General features: G+C 72.0%; 18 protein-coding genes, 1 tRNA gene and 1 pseudogene. 7 read left to right on the top strand and 13 right to left on the bottom strand.

Features of this window, described 5'->3' with window-relative positions; translation table 11 throughout:
- Window positions 1-115: 115 nt before the first annotated feature.
- The 5 genes from ACF3NH_RS04345 to ACF3NH_RS04365 all read left to right on the top strand — a co-directional run bounded on the left by ACF3NH_RS04345 (window position 116) and on the right by ACF3NH_RS04365 (window position 6,199).
- The gene (locus ACF3NH_RS04345; RefSeq protein WP_422921973.1) at window positions 116-601 is read left to right on the top strand and encodes a tripartite tricarboxylate transporter TctB family protein; all 486 of its coding nucleotides are present in this window, start codon (window positions 116-118) and stop codon (window positions 599-601) included.
- Between the two features lie 4 nt (window positions 602-605).
- A complete protein-coding gene (locus ACF3NH_RS04350) occupies window positions 606-2,117 on the top strand; it encodes a tripartite tricarboxylate transporter permease (RefSeq protein ID WP_422921974.1) in 1,512 nt (503 codons plus the stop codon).
- Window positions 2,118-2,239: 122 nt separating this feature from the next.
- Window positions 2,240-3,235: a tripartite tricarboxylate transporter substrate binding protein gene (locus ACF3NH_RS04355; protein ID WP_198368051.1), complete on the top strand. Its 996-nt coding sequence runs from the start codon at window positions 2,240-2,242 to the stop codon at window positions 3,233-3,235.
- 85 nt (window positions 3,236-3,320) lie between these two features.
- A complete protein-coding gene (locus ACF3NH_RS04360; protein ID WP_422921975.1) occupies window positions 3,321-4,202 on the top strand; it encodes a DMT family transporter in 882 nt (293 codons plus the stop codon).
- Entirely contained in the window at window positions 4,199-6,199 is a 2,001-nt protein-coding gene (locus ACF3NH_RS04365; RefSeq protein WP_422921976.1) for a DUF2075 domain-containing protein, read from the top strand. Before ACF3NH_RS04360 ends, ACF3NH_RS04365 begins: the two co-directional genes overlap by 4 nt.
- A gap of 7 nt (window positions 6,200-6,206) precedes the next feature.
- Here ACF3NH_RS04365 and ACF3NH_RS04370 read toward each other — a convergent pair whose 3' ends face one another.
- The 12 genes and pseudogenes from ACF3NH_RS04370 to ACF3NH_RS04425 all read right to left on the bottom strand — a co-directional run bounded on the left by ACF3NH_RS04370 (window position 6,207) and on the right by ACF3NH_RS04425 (window position 20,154).
- Window positions 6,207-6,587 carry a hypothetical protein gene (locus tag ACF3NH_RS04370; RefSeq protein WP_198368053.1) on the bottom strand — a complete coding sequence of 127 codons (381 nt, stop codon included), beginning with the start codon at window positions 6,585-6,587 and terminating at the stop codon, window positions 6,207-6,209.
- Between the two features lie 23 nt (window positions 6,588-6,610).
- A tRNA-Sec gene (locus ACF3NH_RS04375) sits at window positions 6,611-6,706 on the bottom strand.
- A gap of 105 nt (window positions 6,707-6,811) precedes the next feature.
- Window positions 6,812-8,641, bottom strand: a pseudogene (selB, locus tag ACF3NH_RS04380) (selenocysteine-specific translation elongation factor); the annotation flags it as partial.
- Window positions 8,638-9,462, bottom strand: coding sequence for a tetratricopeptide repeat protein (locus ACF3NH_RS04385; RefSeq protein ID WP_422921977.1), 825 nt, complete (start codon window positions 9,460-9,462; stop codon window positions 8,638-8,640). The gene ACF3NH_RS04385 and the pseudogene selB, both read right to left, overlap by 4 nt.
- Window positions 9,449-10,840: an L-seryl-tRNA(Sec) selenium transferase gene (selA, locus tag ACF3NH_RS04390; protein WP_422921978.1), complete on the bottom strand. Its 1,392-nt coding sequence runs from the start codon at window positions 10,838-10,840 to the stop codon at window positions 9,449-9,451. The genes ACF3NH_RS04385 and selA overlap by 14 nt, the downstream gene beginning before the upstream one ends.
- A gap of 3 nt (window positions 10,841-10,843) precedes the next feature.
- Window positions 10,844-11,776 (bottom strand): formate dehydrogenase accessory protein FdhE, encoded by a 933-nt coding sequence (fdhE, locus tag ACF3NH_RS04395; RefSeq protein ID WP_422921980.1) that lies wholly within the window; start codon window positions 11,774-11,776, stop codon window positions 10,844-10,846.
- Window positions 11,777-11,815: 39 nt separating this feature from the next.
- The gene (locus ACF3NH_RS04400; protein ID WP_198368056.1) at window positions 11,816-12,496 is read right to left on the bottom strand and encodes a formate dehydrogenase subunit gamma; all 681 of its coding nucleotides are present in this window, start codon (window positions 12,494-12,496) and stop codon (window positions 11,816-11,818) included.
- Window positions 12,496-13,473: a formate dehydrogenase subunit beta gene (gene fdxH, locus ACF3NH_RS04405; protein WP_422921981.1), complete on the bottom strand. Its 978-nt coding sequence runs from the start codon at window positions 13,471-13,473 to the stop codon at window positions 12,496-12,498. Before fdxH ends, ACF3NH_RS04400 begins: the two co-directional genes overlap by 1 nt.
- Window positions 13,474-13,498: 25 nt before the next feature.
- On the bottom strand, window positions 13,499-16,585 hold the full coding sequence (fdnG, locus tag ACF3NH_RS04410) for a formate dehydrogenase-N subunit alpha (protein ID WP_255528799.1): 3,087 nt from the start codon (window positions 16,583-16,585) through the stop codon (window positions 13,499-13,501).
- Window positions 16,586-16,865: 280 nt separating this feature from the next.
- Complete coding sequence (gene fdhD / locus ACF3NH_RS04415) at window positions 16,866-17,681, bottom strand: formate dehydrogenase accessory sulfurtransferase FdhD (RefSeq protein ID WP_198368057.1); 816 nt, start codon at window positions 17,679-17,681, stop codon at window positions 16,866-16,868.
- A 109-nt stretch (window positions 17,682-17,790) separates the two neighbouring features.
- Window positions 17,791-19,797 carry a BTAD domain-containing putative transcriptional regulator gene (locus ACF3NH_RS04420; protein ID WP_422921982.1) on the bottom strand — a complete coding sequence of 669 codons (2,007 nt, stop codon included), beginning with the start codon at window positions 19,795-19,797 and terminating at the stop codon, window positions 17,791-17,793.
- 63 nt (window positions 19,798-19,860) lie between these two features.
- Window positions 19,861-20,154, bottom strand: coding sequence for a hypothetical protein (locus ACF3NH_RS04425; RefSeq protein WP_422921983.1), 294 nt, complete (start codon window positions 20,152-20,154; stop codon window positions 19,861-19,863).
- A 262-nt stretch (window positions 20,155-20,416) separates the two neighbouring features.
- Here ACF3NH_RS04425 and ACF3NH_RS04430 point away from each other — a divergent pair, with 262 nt between their 5' ends.
- Both ACF3NH_RS04430 and ACF3NH_RS04435 read left to right on the top strand, forming a co-directional pair.
- Window positions 20,417-20,638 (top strand): hypothetical protein, encoded by a 222-nt coding sequence (locus ACF3NH_RS04430; RefSeq protein WP_422921984.1) that lies wholly within the window; start codon window positions 20,417-20,419, stop codon window positions 20,636-20,638.
- 69 nt (window positions 20,639-20,707) lie between these two features.
- Window positions 20,708-21,490 carry a DUF6065 family protein gene (locus ACF3NH_RS04435; RefSeq protein ID WP_422921985.1) on the top strand — a complete coding sequence of 261 codons (783 nt, stop codon included), beginning with the start codon at window positions 20,708-20,710 and terminating at the stop codon, window positions 21,488-21,490.
- A gap of 9 nt (window positions 21,491-21,499) precedes the next feature.
- Here ACF3NH_RS04435 and ACF3NH_RS04440 read toward each other — a convergent pair whose 3' ends face one another.
- Window positions 21,500-22,468 (bottom strand): pirin family protein, encoded by a 969-nt coding sequence (locus ACF3NH_RS04440; RefSeq protein ID WP_422921986.1) that lies wholly within the window; start codon window positions 22,466-22,468, stop codon window positions 21,500-21,502.
- Window positions 22,469-22,502: the final 34 nt, after the last annotated feature.

The following is a 22,502-nucleotide window of genomic DNA, read 5'->3' on the forward strand; positions in this document are numbered from 1 at the left end:
CATCGGCGCGCTTGACCGCCTCGTTGAAGCGCCGACACAATCCGTACCGCCGACGGATGCTGGAACCTGGCGCGCAAGCCCGGCCCGCCGTTGTGGGAAGGAAGGGGACGATCCATTGCAGCTTTCCGACAAGGTGACCGGCGCCCTGCTGATCGCGCTGGGCGGCGTCACGGCCTATGGCGCGTCCCTGCAACCTGGCGTGCCGGGCCAGGATGTGGGGCCGAGCGTCTTTCCGGCCGTCATCGGCCTCGGGCTGATGGGATGCGGCGCCATGATCGCCTTCGGCGTCGGCCACAGCTTCGAGGCGCCGGACGACACCATTCCGGCCGAACCGGGCGAGACGGTGCCGCGGCCGCCGCGCTTCGCCGAATGGCGGGCCTTTCTAGCGCCGCTGCTGCTGGTCTTCTACGTGCTGGTCTCGGAGACCCTCGGCTTCCTGATCACCGCGGCGATCTGCATCCTGGTGATGACCCGCGCCCTCGGCGGAAGCTGGCGGCTCGCCGTGGCGCTGGCCCTGCTCGGCCCCGTGGGCCTGCATCTGGCCTTCTACGAGCTGCTGCGCGTGCCGCTGCCCGACGGCCTGCTGGCGCTGCCCTGGTGACGCCATGAGCGACCTGATCGACGGCTTCATCATGGTCGGACAGATGGATGTGCTGGTCGCCATCCTTCTGTCCGCCATCTACGGCCTGGTGGTGGGCTCGCTGCCGGGCCTTTCCGCCACCATGGCGACGGCGCTGCTGGTGCCGGTCACCTTCTATCTCTCACCGATCGCGGCGGTGGCGACCATCATCTCCGCCTCGGCCATGGCGATCTTCTCCGGCGACATCCCGGGCTGCCTGCTGCGCATCCCCGGCACGCCGGCCTCGGCCGCCTATACCGACGAGGCCTATGCCATGACCCGCAAGGGCCAGGCGGAGATGGCGCTCGGCATCGGCCTGTGGTTCAGCGCCATCGGCGGCATCGTCGGCACGCTGTCGCTGATGGTGATGGCGCCGGCGCTGGCCGAGGTGGCGCTGAACTTCTCCTCCTTCGAGTATTTCTGGCTCGCCGTCCTCGGCCTGATGTGCGCGACACTGGTCGCGCGCTCCTCGCCGGTGAAGGCCATCGCCTCGATGCTGCTCGGCCTGCTCTTCTCCTGCATCGGCATGGAGAATCCGGCCGGCGCGCCGCGCTTCACCTTCGGCATGACCGACCTGCTCGGCGGCATCGAGCCGCTGCCGGCGCTGGTGGGCGTCTTCGCGCTGTCGGAGGTGATGCGCGCGCTCGCCACCGCCGAGCCGCCGCCGCTGCCGCGCCGCAAGTTCGGCAGCATCCTGGCCGGGCAGTGGAGCCTGACCAGGAGGTTCCAGTGGCCGATGTGGCGCGGCAATGTCGTCGGCATCATCATCGGCGTGCTGCCGGGGGCGGGCGCCGACATGGCCGCCTGGGTCAGCTACGCCCTCTCCAAGCGCTTCTCGAAAACGCCGGAGAAATTCGGCACCGGCCATCCGGAAGGGCTGGTCGAGGCCGGCGCCAGCAACAATGCCTCGCTCGCCAGCGGCTGGGTGCCGGCGCTGCTCTTCGGCATCCCGGGCGACACCATCACCGCCATCGCCATCGGCGTGCTCTACATGAAGGGACTGAACCCCGGCCCGACGCTGTTCACCGAGCGGGCGTCGAGCATGTACGCGCTCTACATCATCTTCATCCTGGCCAATATCATCATGATCCCGCTCGGCATCCTGATGATCCACCTGGCGACGCGGGTGCTGCGCGCGCCCCGCGCCTCGATCATGCCGGTCATCCTGATGCTCTGCGCCATGGGCGCCTTCGCCACCGGCAACAACCTCTTCGCCATCCTGCTGGTCGGCTTCTTCGGCGTGCTGGGCTACATCATGGAGCGCAACGGCTACCCGGTGGCGGCGCTGGTCCTCGGCATCGTCATGGGCTCCATGGTGGAGCAGAGCTTCGTCACCTCGCTGATCAAGTCGGACAACAGCCTGCTGCCCTTCTTCGAGCGGCCGATCTCGGCCGTGCTGGCCACCATCACCCTCGCCGCCCTGCTCTGGCCGGTGGCCGCCTGGCTGATCCGCCGCCGGCGCCGCGCCCCGCGGCGCCCCGCTCCGCAGGGCGGCTGAACCGGCCGATCCACCGCCGCGCGGGCCAGGCTTCATCCTGGCTGGCGCGGCGTTTCACGCCTATGATCGCCATGAACCGGCAGTCATGCCGGAGCAAGCCTGACGACAGGAAAGACACGTCCATGACACCGATCTCCCGCCGCGGCGTGCTGCTGGGCGCCGCCGCCCTTCCCCTCGCCGGCACGGCTTTGGCGCGCCCGGCCCTGGCGCAAACGCGCTATCCGGTGCGGCCCCTGCAGCTGATCTGCCCCTGGGGCGCCGGCGGCGGCACCGACGCCACGGCGCGCATCGTCGCCTCGCTGCTGGAGAGGGAGCTGGGGCAGCCGGTGAATGTCGTGAACCGCACGGGCGGCTCCGGCGTGGTCGGCCATGCCGCGATCAACGCCAGCAATCCCGATGGCTACACCATCGGCATCATCACCGTGGAGATCACGATGATGCACTGGCAGGGGCTGACGCCGCTGACCTATGCGGACTACACGCCGCTCGGCCTGGTGAACCGCGACGCGCCCGGCGTGCAGGTCAGCGCCAGCGCGCCCTACAAGGACATCAAGGCGCTCGCCGAGGCGATCAAGGCGGCGCCCCCCGGCAAGCTCAAGGCCTCCGGCACCGGACAGGGCGGCATCTGGCACCTCGCCCTGGTCGGCTGGCTGCAGGCCATGGGGCTGAAGCCCGACCATGTCCGCTGGGTGCCCTCGAACGGCGCGGCGCCGGGCATGCAGGACCTGGTGGCGGGCGGCATCGACATCGTGCCCTGCTCGATTCCCGAAGCGCGGGCCATGCTCGATGCCGGCCGCGCCCGCAGCCTCGCCATCATGGCGCCGCAGCGCGACCCGCTCTTCCCTGACATCCCGACCCTCAAGGAGAGCCTCGGCGTCGAGTACCAGACCGCCGTCTGGCGCGGCATCGGCGGCCCACCCAAGCTGCCGGCCGAGATCGCCGCGAAGCTGACCGCCGCGCTGGAGAAGGTGGCGAAGTCGGAGCAGTACGCCGAGTTCATGAAGTCGCGCGGCTTCGGCATGGACTGGGCCGATGGCGCCGGCTTCGGCAAGGTCATGGCCGAGACGGACAAGGCCATGGGCGAGGCGATGCGCGCGGCGGGGCTGGCCAAGAGCTGAGCCCGGGGAGAACGGGGCGGGCGCCGGGCTTGGCGCCCCGCTCCGCCTCTGCGACCCTGGCGCCCCGGCCGCCACGGAGTCCCGCTTGCTGATCGCCTATACCCAGCTCGCCACCGCCATGGCGCTGGTCGGCGCCAATGTGGCGGTGGCGAAGCTGCTGGCGGCGGCCCTGCCCATCGCCATGATCGCCGGGCTGCGCTGCCTGCTGGCCTGCCTCCTGCTCTGGCCGCTGGCCCGGCTCCGGGAAGGCGGCGCGCGGCCCTCCGGCCCGGTGCTGCGCAACCTGGCGGCGCAGGCCCTGCTGGGCACCCTGCTCTACAACGCCGCGCTGCTCTCCGGCCTGCGCCATACCTCGGCACTGGAGGCCGGGCTGGTGCTGGCCACCCTGCCGGCGGTGATCGCGCTGGGCTCCGCCCTCTGGCTGCGCGAGCGGCTCGCGCCCCGGCAATGGGCGGCCGCGCTCCTGGCCGCCTCCGGCATGGCGGCGATCACCCTGACGCGGATGGCGGAGGGGGACGGCGGAGACGGCAGCCTGCTCGGCAATGCCCTGGTCTTTCTCGCCGTCTGCGGTGAGGCCGCCTATGTGCTGCTGGCCAAGCGCATCGCCGGGCGGGTGCCGGTCCTGACCGCCAGTTTCTGGATGCAGGCCTTCAGCGCGCTGATGCTGCTGCCCTTCTGCCTGCCGGTGCTGGGCAGCGTGGCGGCGCTGGCGGTGCCGGAGACGGCGGGCCTGCTGGTCTTCCACAGCCTGACGGCCTCGGTGCTCTGCCTGCTGCTCTGGTATGCCGGGCTGCGCCGGGCGCCGGCCGGCGTCGCGGGCATCTTCACGGTCTTCCTGCCGGCGACGGCCGCGGTGGTGGCCGTCGCCCTGCTGGGCGAGGCCTTCCAGCCGCTGCACGCGCTCGGCTTCCTGCTGATGCTGGCCAGCATCGGCCTCGCCACCTGGCCGAGAAGGGTCACGCCATGAGGGGCTGGGTCACCACCACCGTCGCCGCCCTGCGTCGGGAACCGGCGACGGACTGGGCCGCACGCCTCGCCGCCGCCCAGGCGCGGCAGTTGAGGGAGGTGCAGCCGGCGCAGCTGGAATCCTGGCGCGCGCTCATCCATGTGCTGCAAAGCGCTTTTCCTGATCCGCGTAGCGATGACTGGGTCATCCTGCTGGAATGCGACCTGCTGCGGCTGGAGAAGCGTATCGACGCGGTGGTGCTGACGGATCGCGCCATTCTCGTCATCGAGTTCAAGAACAACGCCGCCGGATTCTCGCCGCAGGATGCCGCGCAGGCCGAGGATTATGCCCTCGACCTGCGGGACTTCCACGCCGCCTGCCGTCAGCATCCGGTTGTTCCCATTCTGTTGGCCAGCGCGGCACCCTCACCGCGCAATGACTGGCCGCTGCTCTGGCATGGCGTGACCTCCGTGCTGCGCGCCTCCGCCGAGAGCCTCCCCGCGCTGCTGGCAAGGATCCAGTCCAGCATCCCCGCACCGGACCGGCCGCTTGATGCTCTGGCCTGGATGGCGGCGCCCTATCATCCTGTCCCCACCATCGTGGAGGCGGCGCAGCGCCTTTTCGCCCGTCACGGCGTCGAGGAGATCGCCGCCTCCAGGACGGATGCCATCAACCTTGGTCTCACCACCGCCGCGATCCGTCGGGCGATTGACCAGGCCCGCGCCGACGGTGCCCGCTGCGTCATCTTCGTCACCGGCATCCCCGGGGCCGGCAAGACACTCTGCGGCCTCAACCTCGTCTTCGGCACCCATGCGACGGAGGGAGCCGCTTTCCTGACCGGCAACGCGCCTCTGGTGGCGGTGCTGCGTGGCGCCCTGCTTCTGGACGCAACGAAACAGGGCCGATCCCGCCGCCAGCCAGGGCGCGAGACACGCACGCTGCTGCAGAATGTCCATCGCTTTCTGGAGCATTACGTACGCGAGGCGGAAACCGCGCCGTCCGAACACGTCGTGGTCTTCGACGAGGCGCAGCGCGCCTGGGATGCGGATCAGGCCGGCCGCGACACGCAGCGGCGGCGCTCCATCCTGACCACGTCCGAACCAGCGCATATGCTGGAGATCATGCATCGGGTACCAGGGTGGTCCGTCATTATCGCCCTGATCGGCAATGGCCAGGAGATCAACACCGGCGAGGCTGGCCTGGCGGAATGGGGCCGGGTGGTAGCTCGGAGCGGCGGCAGTTGGCGCGCCGTGGCGGCGCCAGCCACGCTGCAGGCGGCGGAGCCGGCCCAGCGTCTGGCGGAGGAACAGCCAGGCTGGCTCACGCTTGATCCGGACCTGAACCTCGCCATCCCCATACGATCGGTCCTGCACGATCGCGCCACGCTCTGGGTTGATGCGGTGCTGAATGACCGCCCGCAGGACGCCGCCGAGATTGCCGCCGCGGGGAGACTGCCCTTCTTCATGACCCGCGACCTCCATGCGCTGCGTACCGCCCTCCGTTCGCGCGTTCGCGGGCTGCGCCGGGCCGGGCTGGTCTGTTCGTCCAAGGCCCGGCGGCTGCGCGCGGAGGGGCTCGGCGTGCAGTTGCACGGCGCCGACGACGAGGTGGTCAACTGGTTCCTCCGCCGCTGGCCGGATATCCGGGCCTCGGACGCGCTCGAGGTCTGCGCCACCGAGTACTCCTGTCAGGGCCTCGAGCTGGACATGGTGGGGATGGCCTGGGGTGGCGACTTCATCCGCGAGGCCGGCCACTGGCAGGCGCGTCGCTTTTCCGGCACGCGATGGAACCGGGTCAGCCACCCGGAGATGCGGCGCTATATCCGCAATACCTACCGGGTGCTGCTGACGCGGGCGCGGTACGACACGGTGATTCTCATCCCCCCTGGCCATGCCGAGGATGCCACCCGCCCCCCTCAGGAGGCCAATGCCATCGCCGCCTATCTGCAGGCCTGCGGGGTCCGCCCCCTGGAGGGGCTTCCCTCCTGCGGCGACGCCCTGGCGCCCCAGCTGCTCTAGCGCCGCCTCAATGCGCCGGCTGGTCCTCCAGCCGCAGCCGCAACCCCTCGGCATTGAAGAACTCGCCGTCGCGGATCAGCGTGCGGTCCTCGTGCAGCTTGCGGGTCAGCGCGTTCAGCCGGGCGCGGGCCTCGGCGTCCGGCACCAGCCCCTCGCGCCCGGCACGGTAGAAGACGGCGGCGGACCACGACACCCCGGCGCCGGCGAAGAGGGCGGTCATCTCCGGCCAGCGGGTCTCGTCCCCCACCACATGCAGCCAGGCGCCGCGCAGCGGCTCCACCGTGGTCTCGGTAATCCGCATCAGCACGAAGAGCATGGTGAAGTCGCCCAGCTCGCCATGCGTGGCGGCCAGCCATTCGTCGAAGTCGGTGTCGATCGGGGCGGTCATTCCCGGCCCTTCCCGGGGAGAGGTGGCGGAAGAGAATGGGAGTCGAACCCACCCGGGACAGTCTCGCTGCCCCACCCGGATTTGAAGTCCGGACGCCCCACCGGGGACGCCTCTCTTCCCTCCGTCCCGGGCGGTCCGAACAGGTCCACCCGATGAGGATTGATGCGCCGCAGATCGCCGCGGCGCAAGGTCACGCCGAGCCGGTCGAGGAAATCCAGGATCTGGATGGCGACCTTGCGGCCATTGTCCATGCGGTCGCGGAAGGCGGCGGCGCCGAACCAGCCCTCCTCCGCCCGCGCGGCGACGTCCCGGGCGAGGCCCACCATCTCCGCCGTGGTGGCGCGCAGGAAGAAATGGTCATGCGCCACCTGATCGACCCGGCCGAGCCGGGCACAGGCCTTCAGCACCCGCCGCACCTCGCCTTCCGGTGCCTCCAGGAGACCGGCGATATCGCGCACGCGGGGCGGGCGGAAGCGCGCCTCGGCACCGAGCAGGGGGGCGATGCGGGCATAGAGCGCCTCATCCGCCTCGCCGAGCCGCACCGCGTGCCCCGGCAGGCGCAGGAAGGCGCCCTCCAGCACCAGCGCCGCCTCCTCCGCCAGGCGCTCCAGCGCGGCGCGGAAGGCCGGGGCCGGCAGGCGGGGGCTGAGCATGAGCCGCAGCCGCTCCCGCCCCAGCCCCTGCTGATCCGGGTTCTCCTCGTGGTGGCGGGCGAGCTGCTCCAGCAGCCCGTCCCGGAAATCCCGCCAGCCCTCGGGCGCGAGCGCCAGCCGCTGGCCGCCCGCCTCCAGGATCTCGGCCCCGACATCGGCGGCCAGCGCCTCGACCTCCTGCTGCCGCAGGGCGTTGTCCCGCGCGAAGGCGACCAGCTCGACGTGGCGCGGCGGCGTCTCCAGCAGGCGGCGCAGCCGCGTGGCCGGGTCACGCCCGGCCAGGGCATCGAGCTGCGCCAGGCGCTCGGGCGTGCGGCGCTTGCGGGCGGGCGGCCGCAGGTCGAGAAAGCGGCCGCCGCCGATGGTGCGTTGCGCCGAGACATCGCGCAGCACGAAGCGGTCCCCGGCGGCGGCGGCGATCGGCCGGTCCAGCACCAGCTGCGCGAGGCCGCCGCCGCCCGGCGCCAGAGCATCGCCCAGCGGCACTAGCCGCGCGCCGACCTCGGCGCTGGCATGGTGCAGCCGGGCCGGGAACCAGGTGCCGAGCGGCTTCGGCTCGCCGGGCAGGATGCGGCATTCGGCATCGATGCGGTCGGTCGGCGCGTGCAGCGCCGGCGCCAGCACCATGTCCCCCCGGGCGATGGCCTCCCGGGTGATGCCCTCCCCCGCGAGGTTGAGGGCGCAGCGCTGCCCGGCCACCCCCTCCGGCGCCGGCCGGTTCTGCGCATGGATCGAGCGGATGCGCGCGGCGAGCCCGGCGGGGCTGACGAGCACCGCCTCCCCCTGGGCGACGCGGCCGGAGAGCACCGTGCCGGTGACCACCGTGCCAGCCCCGGTCAGGGTGAAGCTGCGGTCCACCGACAGGCGGAAGGCGCCCGTCCCGCCCGGCGGCGGGGTCTCGGCGGCGGCCTGCTCCAGTGCCGCGCGCAGCGCCGCGATCCCCTCCCCGCTGCGCGCCGAGACCGGCAGCACCGGCGCGCCGGCCAGGCCGGTGCCCGCCAGCAGCGCCGCGATCTCGCCGGCGAGCGCGGCGCGGCGCGGCGCATCGGCGAGATCGGCCTTGCTGAGCGCCACCACGCCGCGCCGCAGGCCGAGCAGGTCGAGGATGGCGAGATGCTCGCGGGTCTGCGGCATGATGCCGTCGTCGGCGGCGACCACCAGCAGGGCGAAGTCGATGCCGGTGGCGCCGGCCAGCATGGTGTGGACGAAGCGCTCATGCCCCGGCACATCGACGAAGCCGAGCGGGGCCGGCCCGCCCTCGGCGCCGAGATAGGCGAAGCCGAGATCGACGGTGATGCCGCGCGCCTTCTCCTCCTTCAGCCGGTCGGTGTCGATGCCGGTCAGCGCCTTCACCAGGGCGGTCTTGCCATGGTCGATATGGCCGGCGGTGCCGACGATCATGGCGGCAGCGCCTCCGCCGCCGGTGGTGCGGGCAGCGGCGTCCCGGCCAGGGCGGCGGCGCGCGCCCGGGCCGCCGCGTCCAGCCCGGCGCGCACCGGCCCGAGGAAGGGCGTGGCCAGGGCGCTGCCGCTCCGCTCGGCGCGCAGCAGCCAGGCAAGGGCCTGCACCGGATCGGGCGCGACCCCGGCGCCGAGATGCAAGGCCGCGCCCAACATGGCCTGCCCATCGGCATCGCCGCGCGCGGCGGCCAGCGCCCACCAGCGCGCCGCCAGCGCCACGTCGCGCTCCACGCCGAGCGCATGGTGATACAGCATGCCCATCCGCGTCATGGCCGAGGCGATGCCGCCCTCCGCCGCCGCCCGCGCCCAGCGCCGCGCCTCGGCCGGATCGGGCGGGATCAGCTCGCCCTCCAGCAGCATCCAGCTCAGCATGTCCTGCGCCTGGGCATCGCCCTGCGCGGCGGCGGCCCGGTAGAGTTCGGCGGCCCGGGCCGGATCGGCCTCCACCCCCTCGCCGCCGCGCAGATAGAGCGTGGCCAGGTTGCGCTGACCGGGCGCGTGGCCGGCCCCGGCGGCCAGGCTCAGCCACTGCCGGGCCAGCGGCGCATTGACCGGCACGCCCATCCCCTCGGCGAAGCAGGCGCCGATATTGGCGGCGGCGCGGGCATCGCCGGCGCGCGCCAGCGGCTCCCAGAGAGCGAGCGCGCGGGCCGGGTCGCCGGCCTGGAAGGCGGCCATGGCGGCCTCCATGCCTTCCCCCATGCCATCTCCCATGCCATCCCTGGGCGCGGCACGCCCGAGCAGCCGGCTAAGCCAGCCCATGCGGCAATCCGTCCAGGCTGGCGAGAAAGCCCGCCTCGTCCTCCAGGCAGCGCAGGTCGAGCAGCAGCGCCCCGTCGCGCAGCCGGCCGATCACCGGGCGCGGCAGGGCGCGCAGCGCGGTGGCCAGGGCCTCCAGCATGCGGCCGGCCGGCGCGGTCAGGCGCAGGCCATGGCTCGGCAGGGTGTCGAGCGGCAGGGCGCCGGAGCCGATCTGGCTGCGGCAGGGCGCCGCCGCCACGGCGATGCCGCCGGGCAGGCGCCGCGCCACCTCGGGCAGCAGGCGCCGCGCCTGGGCGGCGATCGCCGGCTCCGGCCGGGCCAGCAGGCGCAGGGTCGGCAGCCGGTCCACCAGCCGCGCCGGGTCGCGGTAGAGCTTCAGCGTCGCCTCCAGCGCGGCGAGGCGGATCTTGTCGACACGCAGCGCCCGCTTCATCGGGTTGCGGTTGATGGCGGCGATCAGGTCCCGCCGCCCCAGGATGAAGCCGGCCTGCGGCCCGCCGAGCAGCTTGTCGCCCGAGAAGGTGACGAGATCCGCCCCCTCCGCCACCGCCTCGCTCACCGTCGGCTCGCGCGCCATCCCATGGGCGGACAGATCGACCAGGGTGCCGGAGCCGAGGTCGTTCAGCAGCGGCACGCCGGCCTCATGGGCGATGGCGGCGAGTTCCGCGCCCGGCACCTCGGCCGTGAAGCCCTCGATCCGGTAGTTGGAGGGATGCACCTTCAGCAGCAGCCCGGTCTCCGGCCGCAGCGCCGCGCGGTAGTCGCGCGCATGGGTGCGGTTGGTCGTGCCGACCTCGACCAGCCGCACCCCGGCGCGCGCCATGATGTCGGGCATGCGGAAGGCGCCGCCGATCTCGATCAGCTCGCCCCGCGAAACGATGGCCTCCCGCCCCTCGCCCAGCGTGTTCAGCGCGATCAGCACGGCGGCGGCGTTGTTGTTCACCACCGTGGCGTCCTCGGCCCCGGTCAGCTCGCGCAACAGGTCGCGCAGGTGGTCGTCCCGCTCGCCGCGCCCGCCGCTCTCCAGGTCGAACTCCAGCGCCACCGCCTCGCGCATCGCCGCCGTCGCGGCCTCGATGGCGGCCTCGGCCAGTTGCGCGCGGCCGAGATTGGTGTGCAGCACCGTGCCGGTCAGGTTGAAGAGCGGACGCAGGCCCGAGCGCTCCCGGGCCGCCAGACGGTCCAGGGCGGCGACGGCCACGGCGGCGGCGGCGGCCTCCCGCTCCAGGCCGGCGCCACCGGCGGCGCGCAGCCGGGCCAGTTCCTCCCGCACCGCGGCCGTCACCTCCGCGCGGCCGAAGCGCTCGATCGCGCCGCCGGCCAGGAGCAGGACATGATCCACCGAGGGCAGCGCGCGCAGCGCGTCCGGCGCGGCCATGGCTCAGTACCCGATCAGGAAGGGGTCGAAGCCGGCGCGGCGATACGCGGTCTCGCGCATCATCAGGTCGAGGCCGAGGCTGGCCACGTCGTCGGCGATGGGCTCCAGGGCGGGGTTGAGGTTCTGGTAGAAGATCTTCACCCAGGAGCGGCAGGCGTCGCAGGTCTCGGCCTTCACCGTCGCGGCCTCGTCCGATCCGGCCGCCGGCTCCACCTCCTTGTAGCCCACGCCCTGGGTCGAGCCGCAGGCCAGGCATTTGATCCGCACCTCGTTCCATTGCGTGCCGCAGGCGGCGCAGGCGGCGTAGCGCGCGCCCTCGGCGCCCGGCCGCCCGGTCACCAGGGAGGCGGCGGGCGGGCCGCCGCAGGCCGGGCAGACGCCGGTCTCGATCGGCACCAGCCGCTCCGCCGGCAGGATGGCGGCGCGCCGCGCCATGGCGACCTGCAGGGCGGCGGCGAGGAGGATATGCTCCGGCAGCTGCTCCACCGGGAGCGAATCCTCCGCGACGGCCTCCAGCATCGCGCCCAGCGCCTCCGGCCCGGCCTCGCGCAGGGCGGCGATGGCGGCGGCGGCGGGCTCCGGCATGGTCGATGGCGCCAGCCTGTCGAGGAAGCGGGTGACCAGGCCCGGCAGGGCGGCGTCGCGCGCCAGCGCGTGGCGGTCGAGCGGCGGCATGCGGCCGTCCCGCGCCCGCTCCACCTGCCCGGCCGGAAGCGGGTCGGGCGGCGGCAGGCCGGCGGCGACCTCCGCCTGGGCCGCGCAGATCCCGGCCAGGAAGCGCAGATAGGGGCCGAGCGGGTTCTCCGCCGCCAGGACCTCCAGCCGCTCGGCGCGCTGCCGGAACAGCGCCGCGGGATCGGGCAGCAGGGCGAAGGGCGGCTTGCTCAGCCGCCCGATGGCGGAGGGGTCGGGCTGCAGCCCATGGAAAGCGGACATCTCACCTCGCGGGCCGGACCGGCCACATGCGCCTCGGGATTACTCGGCGGGGCCGGTCTTGCGCTGCCCCGCCAGATCGCGCAGCCACTTGCGGTGATGCCGCCAGGCCCAGCCGCCGGTGACGGTGCCCCGCGTCATGGCGCGCAGCGTGCCACGCGTCCAGAAGGCCGCATAGACGTGCAGGATGAAGACGCAGATGATCAGCACCGCCGCCACCGAATGCGCCAGCACCGCGACCCGCCGCATCGGGATCGAGACATAGGCGGCGAAATAGGCCTCCCAGATCGCCACCCCGCTGACGATCAGCAGCAGGATCAGCCCGGTCATCGCCCAGAAGATGAACTTCTGGCCGGCATTGTACTTGCCGAGCTCGGGGAGCCGCTCCTCGCGCCCGCCGATCACGTCGCGGATGCGGCTGAGCCAGACGATATCCACCTTCTCCGGCAGGTTCGCCTTCCAGAGCTGGAAGAAGAAGATGAAGAAGCTGAGGAAGAGCACCACGCCGATCCAGGGGTGAAAGGCACGGGTGTTCTGTCCGCCGCCGAAGAGCGCGGTCAGGAAGTAGAGCGAGGGCGTGAACAGCGCCAGGCCGGAGAGGGCCAGCAGGATCAGGCTGGTCGCCGTGATCCAGTGGTTGAGCCGGGCGCCGGCGCCGTAGCGGTTGACCGTGACCGGCTTGCCGGGATGCACCGCATCGCCGGGCTGGACGCGCTCCACCATCACGCATGCTCCCCTGGCGGCGGCACGGGCTTGCCCTCCACCAGCTTCTCGGCGTTCTCCTCATCCTCCCGCGAAACGCGGTTGGGCCGCGCGAAGACGCCATGGACGATGCTGCCGACCGCCATCATGCCCATCGCGGCGAGGCCGACATACTTGGTCACGCCCTTCCAGCTCTGCACCAGAGGCGAGATGCGCGGATTCTCCGGCAGGTTGGCATAGATCTGCGGCTTGTCGGCGTGGTGCAGCACATACATGACATGCGTGCCGCCGACGCCCGGCGGATCGTAGAGCCCGGCATTGGCGAAGCCGCGCGACTTCAGGTCGGCGATGCGCCCGGCGGCATGCTGCTTCATGTCCTCCTTGGTGCCGAAGACGATGGCCTGGGTCGGGCAGGCCTTGGCGCAGGCCGGCCCCTGGCCCACCGCGACACGGTCGGAGCAGAGGGTGCACTTGTAGGAGCGGTGATCGGCCTTGGAGATGCGGGGGATGTTGAAGGGACATCCCTTGATGCAATAGCCGCAGCCGATGCAGTTCTCGTGGATGAAGTCCACGATGCCGTTGGTGTACTGCACGATGGCGCCGGGGGCCGGGCAGGCCTTGAGGCAGCCCGGATCGGCGCAGTGCATGCAGCCATCCTTGCGGATGAGCCACTCCAGATTGTCGGTCTCCGGGTTCACCCATTCCGTGAACCGCATCAGGGTGAACATGTTCTCGGTGAGATCGTGCGGGTTCTCGTAGACGCCCGTGTTCTCGCCGATCGCCGGCGTGGTGTCGTTCCACTCCACGCAGGCCGACTGGCAGGCCTTGCAGCCGATGCACTTGGAGACGTCGATCAGCTTGGCGACCGGGGTGAGCTGCCGCTCGGGCGGCGGCAGGTCCTCCGTCGCCGAGCGGCGGACCAGATCCCGCTCGCCGAAGTTGCTGGCCATAGGCTGGGTCGGCGGGTTGCTGACCGCGGTGCGCGGACTGTCGCTCATGCCGCTATCCCCTTCACGGACCGCCTCATGACGTCACCCCGGGCGCCGAGGACGGCTCGATGTTCACCAGAAAGGCCTTGTACTCCGGCGTCTCGATGTTGGCGTCGCCCACGAAGGGCGTCAGCGAGTTCGGGCCGAAGCCCTTCTTCGCCGAGCCTGTGAAGCCCCAGTGCAGCGGGATGCCGACCACATGGACGGTCTTGCCGTCGCAGATCAGCGGCCGGATGCGCTTGGTCACCACCGCCTTCGCCTTGACCGAGCCGCGCTTCGACCAGACGCGCACCCAGCCGCCCGGGGTGATCTGCCGCAGCGCCGCCAGCTCCTCCGAGATCTCGACGAAGAACTCGGGCTGCAGAGCGGCATTCACCCGGTTGTGCTTCGTCCAGTAGTGGAAGTGCTCGGTGAGCCGGTAGGAGGTCGCCGCGAAGGGGAACTCCTCCGAGGTGCCGAACTGCGCCAGGTCGCTCTCGAAAAGCCGCGCCACCGGATTGCCCCGCATGCGCGGGTTCATCACGTTGGCGATGGGGCTCTCGAAGGGCTCCATATGCGCCGGGAAAGGCCCGTCCCGCATCATGCCCCGCGTGAAGAGGCGCGACACCCCCTCCTGGTTCATGATGAAGGGCATGACCTCGCCCGGCTTGGCGGTGACACCGATATCGGGGACGTCATAGCCGGTCCAGCGCGTGCCATCCCATTCGATGATCTTGCGGCTGGGGTCCCAGGGCTTGCCGTTCAGGTCGGCGGAGGCGCGGTTGTAGAGCGTCCGCCGGTTCAGCGGCCAGGCCCAGGTCCAGTTGGGATGCGTGCCGGTCTGGTCCGGATCGCTGTTGTCGCGCCGGGCCATGTTGTTGCCGGCCTCGTTGAAGCAGCCCGAATAGATCCAGCAGCCACACATGGTCGAGCCGTCATCGCGCAGCTGCGTGAAGTTCAGCACCTGCTTGCCGGCCGCCACGATCACCTTCGACGGATCGTTCGGATCGGTCAGGTCGGTCAGGGCCCGGCCGTTGATCTCCTTCGCCAGCTCCTCCGGCTCCGGCTCGTTCGGGTCGTGGTACTCCCAGGACAGGTTGAGGATCGGATCCGGGAAGGCGCCCCCCTCCTTGCGGTACAGCTCGCGCATGCGGAGGAAGATCTGCGCCATGATCCAGGTGTCCGGCCTGGCCTCACCGGGCGCGGTGCCGCCCGGCCAGAACCACTGCAGCCAGCGCCCGGAATTGGTCAGCGAGCCCTGGTCCTCCGCGAAGCACCGCGTGGGAAGCTGGAAGACCTCGGTCTGGATGCTGGCGGTGTTCACGTCGTTGAACGCGCCGTGGTTCTCCCAGAAGCGCGCGGTCTCCGTCTCCAGCGGGTCCATGGTGACCAGGAACTTCAGCTTCGACAGCCCGGCCACCACCTTGCCCCGGTTGGGGAAGGCCAGCACCGGGTTGAAGCCCTGGCAGAGATAGCCGTTGACCTTGCCGTGGTTCATCAGCTCGAACATGCGCAGCACGTCGTAGGAGGGCACGTCGAGCTTGGGCAGGTAGTCGTAGGCCCAGCCGTTCTCGGCCCGCGCGGCATCGCCCCACATGGCCTTCATGAAGCTGACGAAGAACTTGCTGTAGTTCTGCCAGTAGCTGGTCTGCCCGGGCCGCAGCGGCTTGAACTGCCGCGAGGCCATGTAGGTAGCCAGATCCGGCTCCTTCTCCGTCGGCATGTTCAGATAGCCGGTGAGGAGATGCGACATCAGGCCCAGATCGGTCAGGCCCTGGATGTTGGAATGCCCGCGCAGCGCGTTCATGCCGCCGCCCCGGACGCCGATATTGCCCAGGATGAGCTGGAGCATGGCCATGCCGCGGATGTTCTGCGCGCCGTGCGAATGCTGCGTCCAGCCCAGTGCGTACATGGAGGTCATGGTTCTGGTGGGCGAGGAACACTCCGCCACCATCTCCGCGATCTTCAGGAACTTCGCCTTGGGCGTGCCGCAGATCCGCTCCACCATCTCGGGCGTGTAGACCGAGACGTGCTGCCTCAGCAGGTTCCAGACGCAGCGCGGGTGCTGCAGGGTCGGGTCCACCCTGGCATAGCCGTCCTCGCCGATCTCATAGTCCCAACTGGTGCGGTCGTAGTCGCGCTTCTCCTCGTCATAGCCGGAGAACAGGCCATCGGCGTAGCCGAAGCCTTCCTTGACGATGAAGGAGGCGTTGGTGAAGGCCTTGGTGTACTCCCACTGCACCTTGTCGTTCTCGATGCAGTAGCGGATCAACCCGAGCAGGAAGGCGATGTCGCTGCCCTGCCGGATGGGCGCGTAGAAATCCGCGACCGATGCCGTGCGGGTGAAGCGCGGATCGACCACGATGAGCTTGGCGCCGCGATGCGCCTTCGCCTCCGTGACCCACTTGAAGCCACAGGGGTGCGCTTCCGCCGCGTTGCCGCCCATGACGACGACGAGATCGGTGTTGCGGATGTCGGTCCAGGAGTTGGTCATCGCTCCACGGCCAAATGTCGGGCCCAAACTGGACACCGTGGGGCCGTGTCAGACGCGCGCCTGGTTATCGAATCCGACGATTCCGAGGGTCTTGGCCACCTTGAAGGTCGCCCAGGCCGTCTCGTTGGTGGTGGCGGAGGCCGCGAGCATGCCGGTGGTGGTCCAGCGGTTCACCGGCAATCCCGCCTCGTTGGTGGCGAGGAAGTTGGCGTCCCGATCGTCCTTCATCAGCCGCGCGATGCGGTCGAGCGCGTAGTCCCAGGAGACCTGCTCGAAGCGATCGGAGCCCGGCCGGCGCACCATCGGGTGCTTCAGGCGGGTGGGCGAATGGACGAAGTCCTTGAGCGCGGCGCCCTTGGGGCAGAGCGTGCCCAGGTTGGTCGGATGGTCCGCGTCACCCTCGATATGGGTGATCTCGGCCCGCTCGCCCTTCCGCACATCGCCCCTGGAATAGAGGATGATGCCGCAGGCGACGGAGCAATAGGTGCAGGTGTTGCGCGTCTCGGTCGTATTGGCCAGCTTCAGGGGCCGGACCAGGGCGGAAACCGCCGCCTCAGCCTCGCCGAAGCCCAACGCACCCAGCGACGTCGCTGCAACACCCGCGCCGGCGGCTTTCAGAAAGCCGCGCCGCGAGAGTTCCATGTTCATCACGGCCCTCCCATCCACTGAGCCGACCCTGGCAGGTGGTCGGACCAGGAAGAGGTGAGGCGCGGCCAGTTCGGTGTCAAGCGGAAAGCGATTCGCCCGGCGGCGCGTCCGACATCGCCGCATGTTTCTGATAACGCTTCTCAATTCGCCAAGCCCGGGAAGCCCGCCCGGTTCAGTCCGGCCTGGCGCCGGAGAGCCGGTCAAGGCCGGCGGCACCTGCTGTTTCTGGGAGATCGGGATCTCCGAAACCGCCGCGCGCAGCCCCCCTTCTCCCTGCGCCTCAGCCCAGCAGGCGCTCCGGATGCGTGAAGACGTCGAAACGGCCGCCCCGCGCGCGGGCGATCAGCGTCAGCCCGGCCGCGCCGGCGGTGCGCACCGCCAGGGCGGTGGGCGCCGAGACCGCGATCAGCACCGGCGCGCCGAGCAGCACGGTCTTCTGCACCATCTCCACCGAGACGCGGCTGGTGAGGACGACGGCGCCGCCCGCCGGCGCCTCCCCCTGCCGCCGCACCGCGCCCACCAGCTTGTCGAGGGCGTTGTGGCGGCCGACATCCTCGCGCGCCAGCACCAGGCCCTGGCCGGCGCGCCAGAAGCCCGCCGCATGCACCGCATGGGTCACATCGTGCAGGGGCTGATGCTCCGACAGGGCCGCCAGGGCCCGCGGCACCGCATCCGCCGCAAGGCGCAGGCCGGCCTCGAGCCGTGGCAGCGGCCGCAGCACCGCCTCCAGGCTCTCCAGCCCGCAGAGGCCGCAGCCGACCGGGCCGGCCATGTACCGGCGGCGGTGCAGCAGGGCCTCGTCGCGGTCCTCGGACAGGGTCATCCGCACCTCGAAGCCCGCCGGGCGCGGCAGCACCTCCAGCGCCGTCAGCTGCCCGGGCTCGGCGATGATGCCCTCCGTCAGACTGAAGCCGAGGCCGAAATCCTCCAGATCCCGCGGCGTCGCCATCATCACCGCATGCGTCGCCCGGCCATAGGTCAGCGCGACCGGCACCTCCTCCGGCACCGGCACCTCCCCTGGCGCCACAGGAGGTGCCGGCCGCGCCGCGTCGTGGCGCCGGGCGGGGCAGAGGGCATGGGCGGGCGTGTCGTGCATCGATCCTCCGGGGTCGGCCGGCGTGGCGCGCGGCATCCCCGCCTCCGGCCACCGCCTCAGCGGAGATGGGGCAGGCGCGGCGGGAAGTCACCCCGGCGCGCGGGCGGCGTCACCGCAGCCCGGCCCGGCACAGCCCCTCGGCGTAGTGCTGCCGGTCGGCCGCGCCGCGCACCGGCGTGCGGCGCAGCGCCTTGGCCACCGTGAAGTCGGGCTCGATGGCCAGCAGCCGCTCGCGCAGTTCCGCCGCCTCCCGCGCCTCGCCCAGATGGCCCAGGGCGGAGAGATAGGTCTTGTAGGGATAGCTGAACTCCGGCCGCAGCGCGGTGCAGGCCCGGCCGACCGCCGCCGCCTCGGCATGCCGGCCCAGCATCAGCAGGGGAATGCCGCGCCCGGCGTCGAAGAAGAAGGCGTGAGGATGGCAGGGCGAGAGGGCGAGGTAGCGGTCGAACTGCGCCAGCGCCACCTCGTGCCGCCCCCGGTAGCTCTCCGCCATGCCGGAGAAGACCCAGGCCATGGCCAGGTTCGGGTTCCGCGCCAGGGCGCGGGCATGCAGCTCCGCCGCCTCCTCCACCTGATGGTGCAGGAAGGCGCGCACATGCCCCTGGATGGTCAGGGCCTGGGCATCCAGCGGGTCGAGTCCGCTCGCCCGCCGCGCCAGGCGCTCCGCCTCCCGCGTGCTGGCCGCCTCGTCCGCCGCCCAGCCCTGGCCGACCAGGAAGAGATGCCAGTAGGCGTGCCAGGCATGGGCCTGGGCATAGTCCGGCTCCAGCCGGATCGCCTCCTCCAGCCAGCGCCTCGCGCCGAGGAAGGTCTCGCGATCCAGGCCATGGATCGCCGGGATGGCGCGCAGCAGAAGGTCGTAGGCGCTGCCCTGGCTGGGGCGGGCGCCGGCGTGATGCGCCTCGATCAGCAGGATCTCGGGATCGATCCGCGCCACCACCGCGGCCGCGACCTCGTCCTGCAGGGCCAGCAGATCGCCGGCCGGGCGGTCGAAGCGCTGGCTCCAGACCAGGCCCGGCTCGCGCTGGTCGGCCAGCCGCAGGGTCACGCGCAGCGTTTCGCCGCCGCGCTGCACGGTGCCGCTCAGCAGATAGTCGAGACGGAGCGCCCGCGTCGCCGCCTCCACCCCCTCGCGCTCCGCCAGGCTGGCGAGGGAGGTGCTGTCCGCGACGAAGATCCAGCGGAGGCGGGACAGCGCGGCGCCGATCTCCTCCGCCAGGCCGAAGCCGAGATGCGGCGCGACCCCCTCACCCAGCAGGCGCAGCGGCACGACGCCGAGCCGCGCGCCCCGCTGCCGTGGCGGCGGTGGCGGCGCCGGCTGTGCCAGGGGCGGGCCGGCCGTGGCGCGGAGCGCCTGCGCCAGGGCCTCCGTCTCGGCCGAGGGGGTGGCGTTGTAGCGGCTGGCGAGCAGATTGCGGCAGGCCTCGTAGGCGGCCAGCGCGGCGCCGCGGTCCCCCTGCGCCAGCCGCAGCCGGATCAGGGCCTGCCACCCCTGCTCCCGGCTCGAATCGATGCGGAGCAGCCGTTGCGCCGCCTCCAGCGCCGCCTCCTGCGGGCCGGCCGTGGCCAGCAGGGCGGCGGCACGGTTGGCCGCCGCCTCTTGCAGCCGGCCCCGCTGTTGCGTCAGCCAGGCATCGAAGGCGGGATCCAGCCCCTCCAGATCGGGCAGGACGGTGTTGGACAGCAGGTCCAGCGCGGCCGGGGTGGCGTCCGGCGCGAGCAGCGCCAGCGCATCCACCCAGACATCCTCACGCTCCAGCGTCAGCGCGTCGCGCCCGGCCTGCAGAAGGCGTGGCCCGGCGGGCGAGAGCGCGGCCTGGAGGTCATGCAGCGCCTGGCGCAGCGAGCCGCGCTGCTGCTCCTCGCCGCGGCGGGACCAGAGCAGCTCGGCCAGGCGCTGACGCGGCACGGGCTGGCCCAGCGCCATGCCGAGAACGGCCAGCAGGGCGCGCGCCTTCCGCGAGCGCGGCAGGACCGCCTGGCTGGACAGGGTCCAGGCCTCCATCGGGCCGATCAGGCCCAGGCGCAGGCGCGGGCTGGCCGGGCCCGGAGCAGGCCAGGACGGCAGCGGCGGGCCGGCGTCCCGCCCGGCCCCGATCCTCTCGATACGGCCCATGGCGCCAACCTAGCCGATCTCACGAAGCTGTCACCTATTGGCGCGAAGTCCGGGCCGGCACCGCTACCGTGGGGACAGGGACTGCCCCAGAGCCACATCCGCGCCGCGCAGCGCCGCCCGCAACGAGCGCTCCGCCCCCTCCAGCTCGAAGGCAACGAAATCCCGCTCGATCGCCTCGGCGAGATCGCGCGGCCCGGCCTGGCCCAGGCGCTCCATCTGCTGGTGCCGGTCGCGGCAATGGATATAGCGGCGCGCCTCGGCATAGACGCGGAGCAGGCTGTCCTGCCCTTCATTGTAGGCCTGCAGCATGTCCTCATCCCCCTGGGCGAAGGCGTCCTGGCTCCGGATCTTGCTCATCATCATCGCCTGCTCCGATCGTGGTTCATCTGGCCGCAGGCTATCGGCGCCGGCGATGCGGGGCGCGTGATTAAGGAACCCTTAACGTCAAGGCCCCGTCAAAAGGCGGCCAGGATTTCCCACCGCAAAATCGGAAAATATTCCTTGATTTCATCAACCATGGGTTTAATATCCCTGTTGTTGGGGTAGAGATGCCCCGGCGTCCTTCCCACCGACAGGCCGCCCTCTCGCGGGGCGGCCCGGCCCCAAGGAAAGAATCCCCATGACCAAGCTCTCGATCGACAGCCTGCGTGATTCCGGCCGCGTGCGCCTCGGCGCCGGCATGCGCGCTCCCGGCGCGGTTCCGCCGCTGCCCGGCGCGGCGACCTCCCGCGGCGCCGCCTGCCCGCCCCGCCGGGCGGCCGGGATGATCGGCCTCGTGGTCCCCGCCGCCGTGGCCGATGCCGGCCGGGTGCGCTTCGGCGCCGGCATGCGCCGCGGCTGATCCTCCCCGGGGCCGGCGGCTCGCCGCCCGCCGGCCCATCTCCCGCCACCACCATCCCGGGCCTCCGCCATGACCCTCGCCACGCCCTGCGTCACCTTCCACCGGATGATCGACACGGCGCCCCTGCCGGCGCGGGCCGACCGCTCCGGCCTCGGCAGCCTGCCGATCCGCGCCATGCGCCATTGCGACGCGGTGGCCAGCGCCGCCGGCTTCGGCTGGCATCTCCATGCGCCGATGGATTTCCGCCTGCTCTGGGATGGCGCGCAGATCTGGTGGCATTGCGACGGGCTGGAGGACTGGCTGCCGCTCGGCGCCGCGCAATTTCCGCACTTTGCCGAGCGCTTCGACGCGGTGGCGCCCGAGGCGTCGCGCGGCTACGCGCCGCCCTTCCTGACCGCCCTGCAGGAGCCGGGCGTGGTGCAGATGTGGACCGGCCTAGCCGCCCGCACCGCGCCGGGCTGGAGCCTGCTGCTGCGGCCGCTGGCCAATGTGCCGCGCCACCCGGCCTATGAACCCTATGAGGGGCTGGTGGAGGCCGATCACTGGTTCGGCCCGCTCTTCACCAATCTGCGCCTGACCCGCACCGGAACGCCGATCGAGTTCCGCCGCGCCGAGCCGCTGTTGCAGGCGCAGCCGGTGCCGCAGATGGCCTATTCCGAACCGGTGCTCGGCGGCGCCGCCATGAGCCCGGCGCTGGAGGCGATGGGGCCGGCGGACTGGGCCGATTACCACCGCTCCATCGTGGTGCCGAACCAGGCGCCCGACCATCGGCCGGGCGGCTACGCGGCCGAGGCCCGCCGCCGCCGCCGCGGCGCCTGCCCGCACCGCGCCATGGCCGGGACGGCGGACTGACACGGCGGCTCAGCTTGCCGGCGGCGGCTCCGCCCGGGTGGCGGCGCGCATGCGGACACGCTCCTCGGGCAGCGGGATGAACTCCTTCTCGTCGCCCGGCACGGCGGCGAAGCGGCCAGCCTTCCAGTCCGCCTTGGCCTGGTCGATGCGCTCGCGCGAGGAGGAGACGAAGTTCCAGAACAGGTAGCGCGGCCCGTCCATCGCCGCGCCGCCGAGCAGCAGCAGCCGCGCGCCCTGTGGCCCCGCGCGCAGCGCCAGCCGGTCGCGGGCGCGGAAGACCAGCATCCGCTCCGCCGCGAAGCGGTCCGGCCCCACCGTCACCTCGCCCCGCAGCACATAGGCCGCCCGCTCCTCATGCTCCTCCGGCAGCGGCACCGCGGCGCCCGGCTGCAGCTGCACATCGGCGTAGAACAGCGGCGAGGAGACCGCGACGGGCGCCGCCAGCCCCCAGGCGGCGCCGGCGACCAGCCGCAGCGACACGCCCTCCGCCGTCTCGAACGGCAGGCTGCGCGCGGCGTGGTGCGCGAAGGCGGGTGCCGTCTCCTCCGCCGCCTTCGGCAGCGCCACCCAGGACTGGATGCCATGGAGCCGCCCGCCCGCCACGCGCAGCGCCGGATCGGTGCGCTCGGAATGCGCGATGCCACGGCCCGCCGTCATCCAGTTGACATCGCCCGGCAGGATCGGCTGCCGCGATCCGAGACTGTCGCGATGCAGGATGGCGCCGTCGAAGAGATAGGTGAGGGTGGAGAGACCGATATGCGGATGCGGCCGGACGTCCAGCCCCTGGCCGGACAGGAACTCGCCCGGTCCCATCTGGTCGAAGAAGATGAAGGGCCCGACCATCTGGTGCCCGCGCGCCGGGAGGGCGCGCCGGACCTCGAAGCCGCCGACATCATGCACGCGCGGCAGGATCACCGCCCGCACCGCGCCCGGCGCCACCGGGGCGTCCGGTCCGTCCTCCAGCGGCATCCAGCCCATGCCCGACCTCCCTGCCCGTGTCTGCTTCCTCTCC

The sequence above is a fragment of the Pseudoroseomonas sp. WGS1072 genome, from assembly GCF_049340465.1.
Classification (GTDB): Bacteria; Pseudomonadota; Alphaproteobacteria; order Acetobacterales; family Acetobacteraceae; genus Pseudoroseomonas.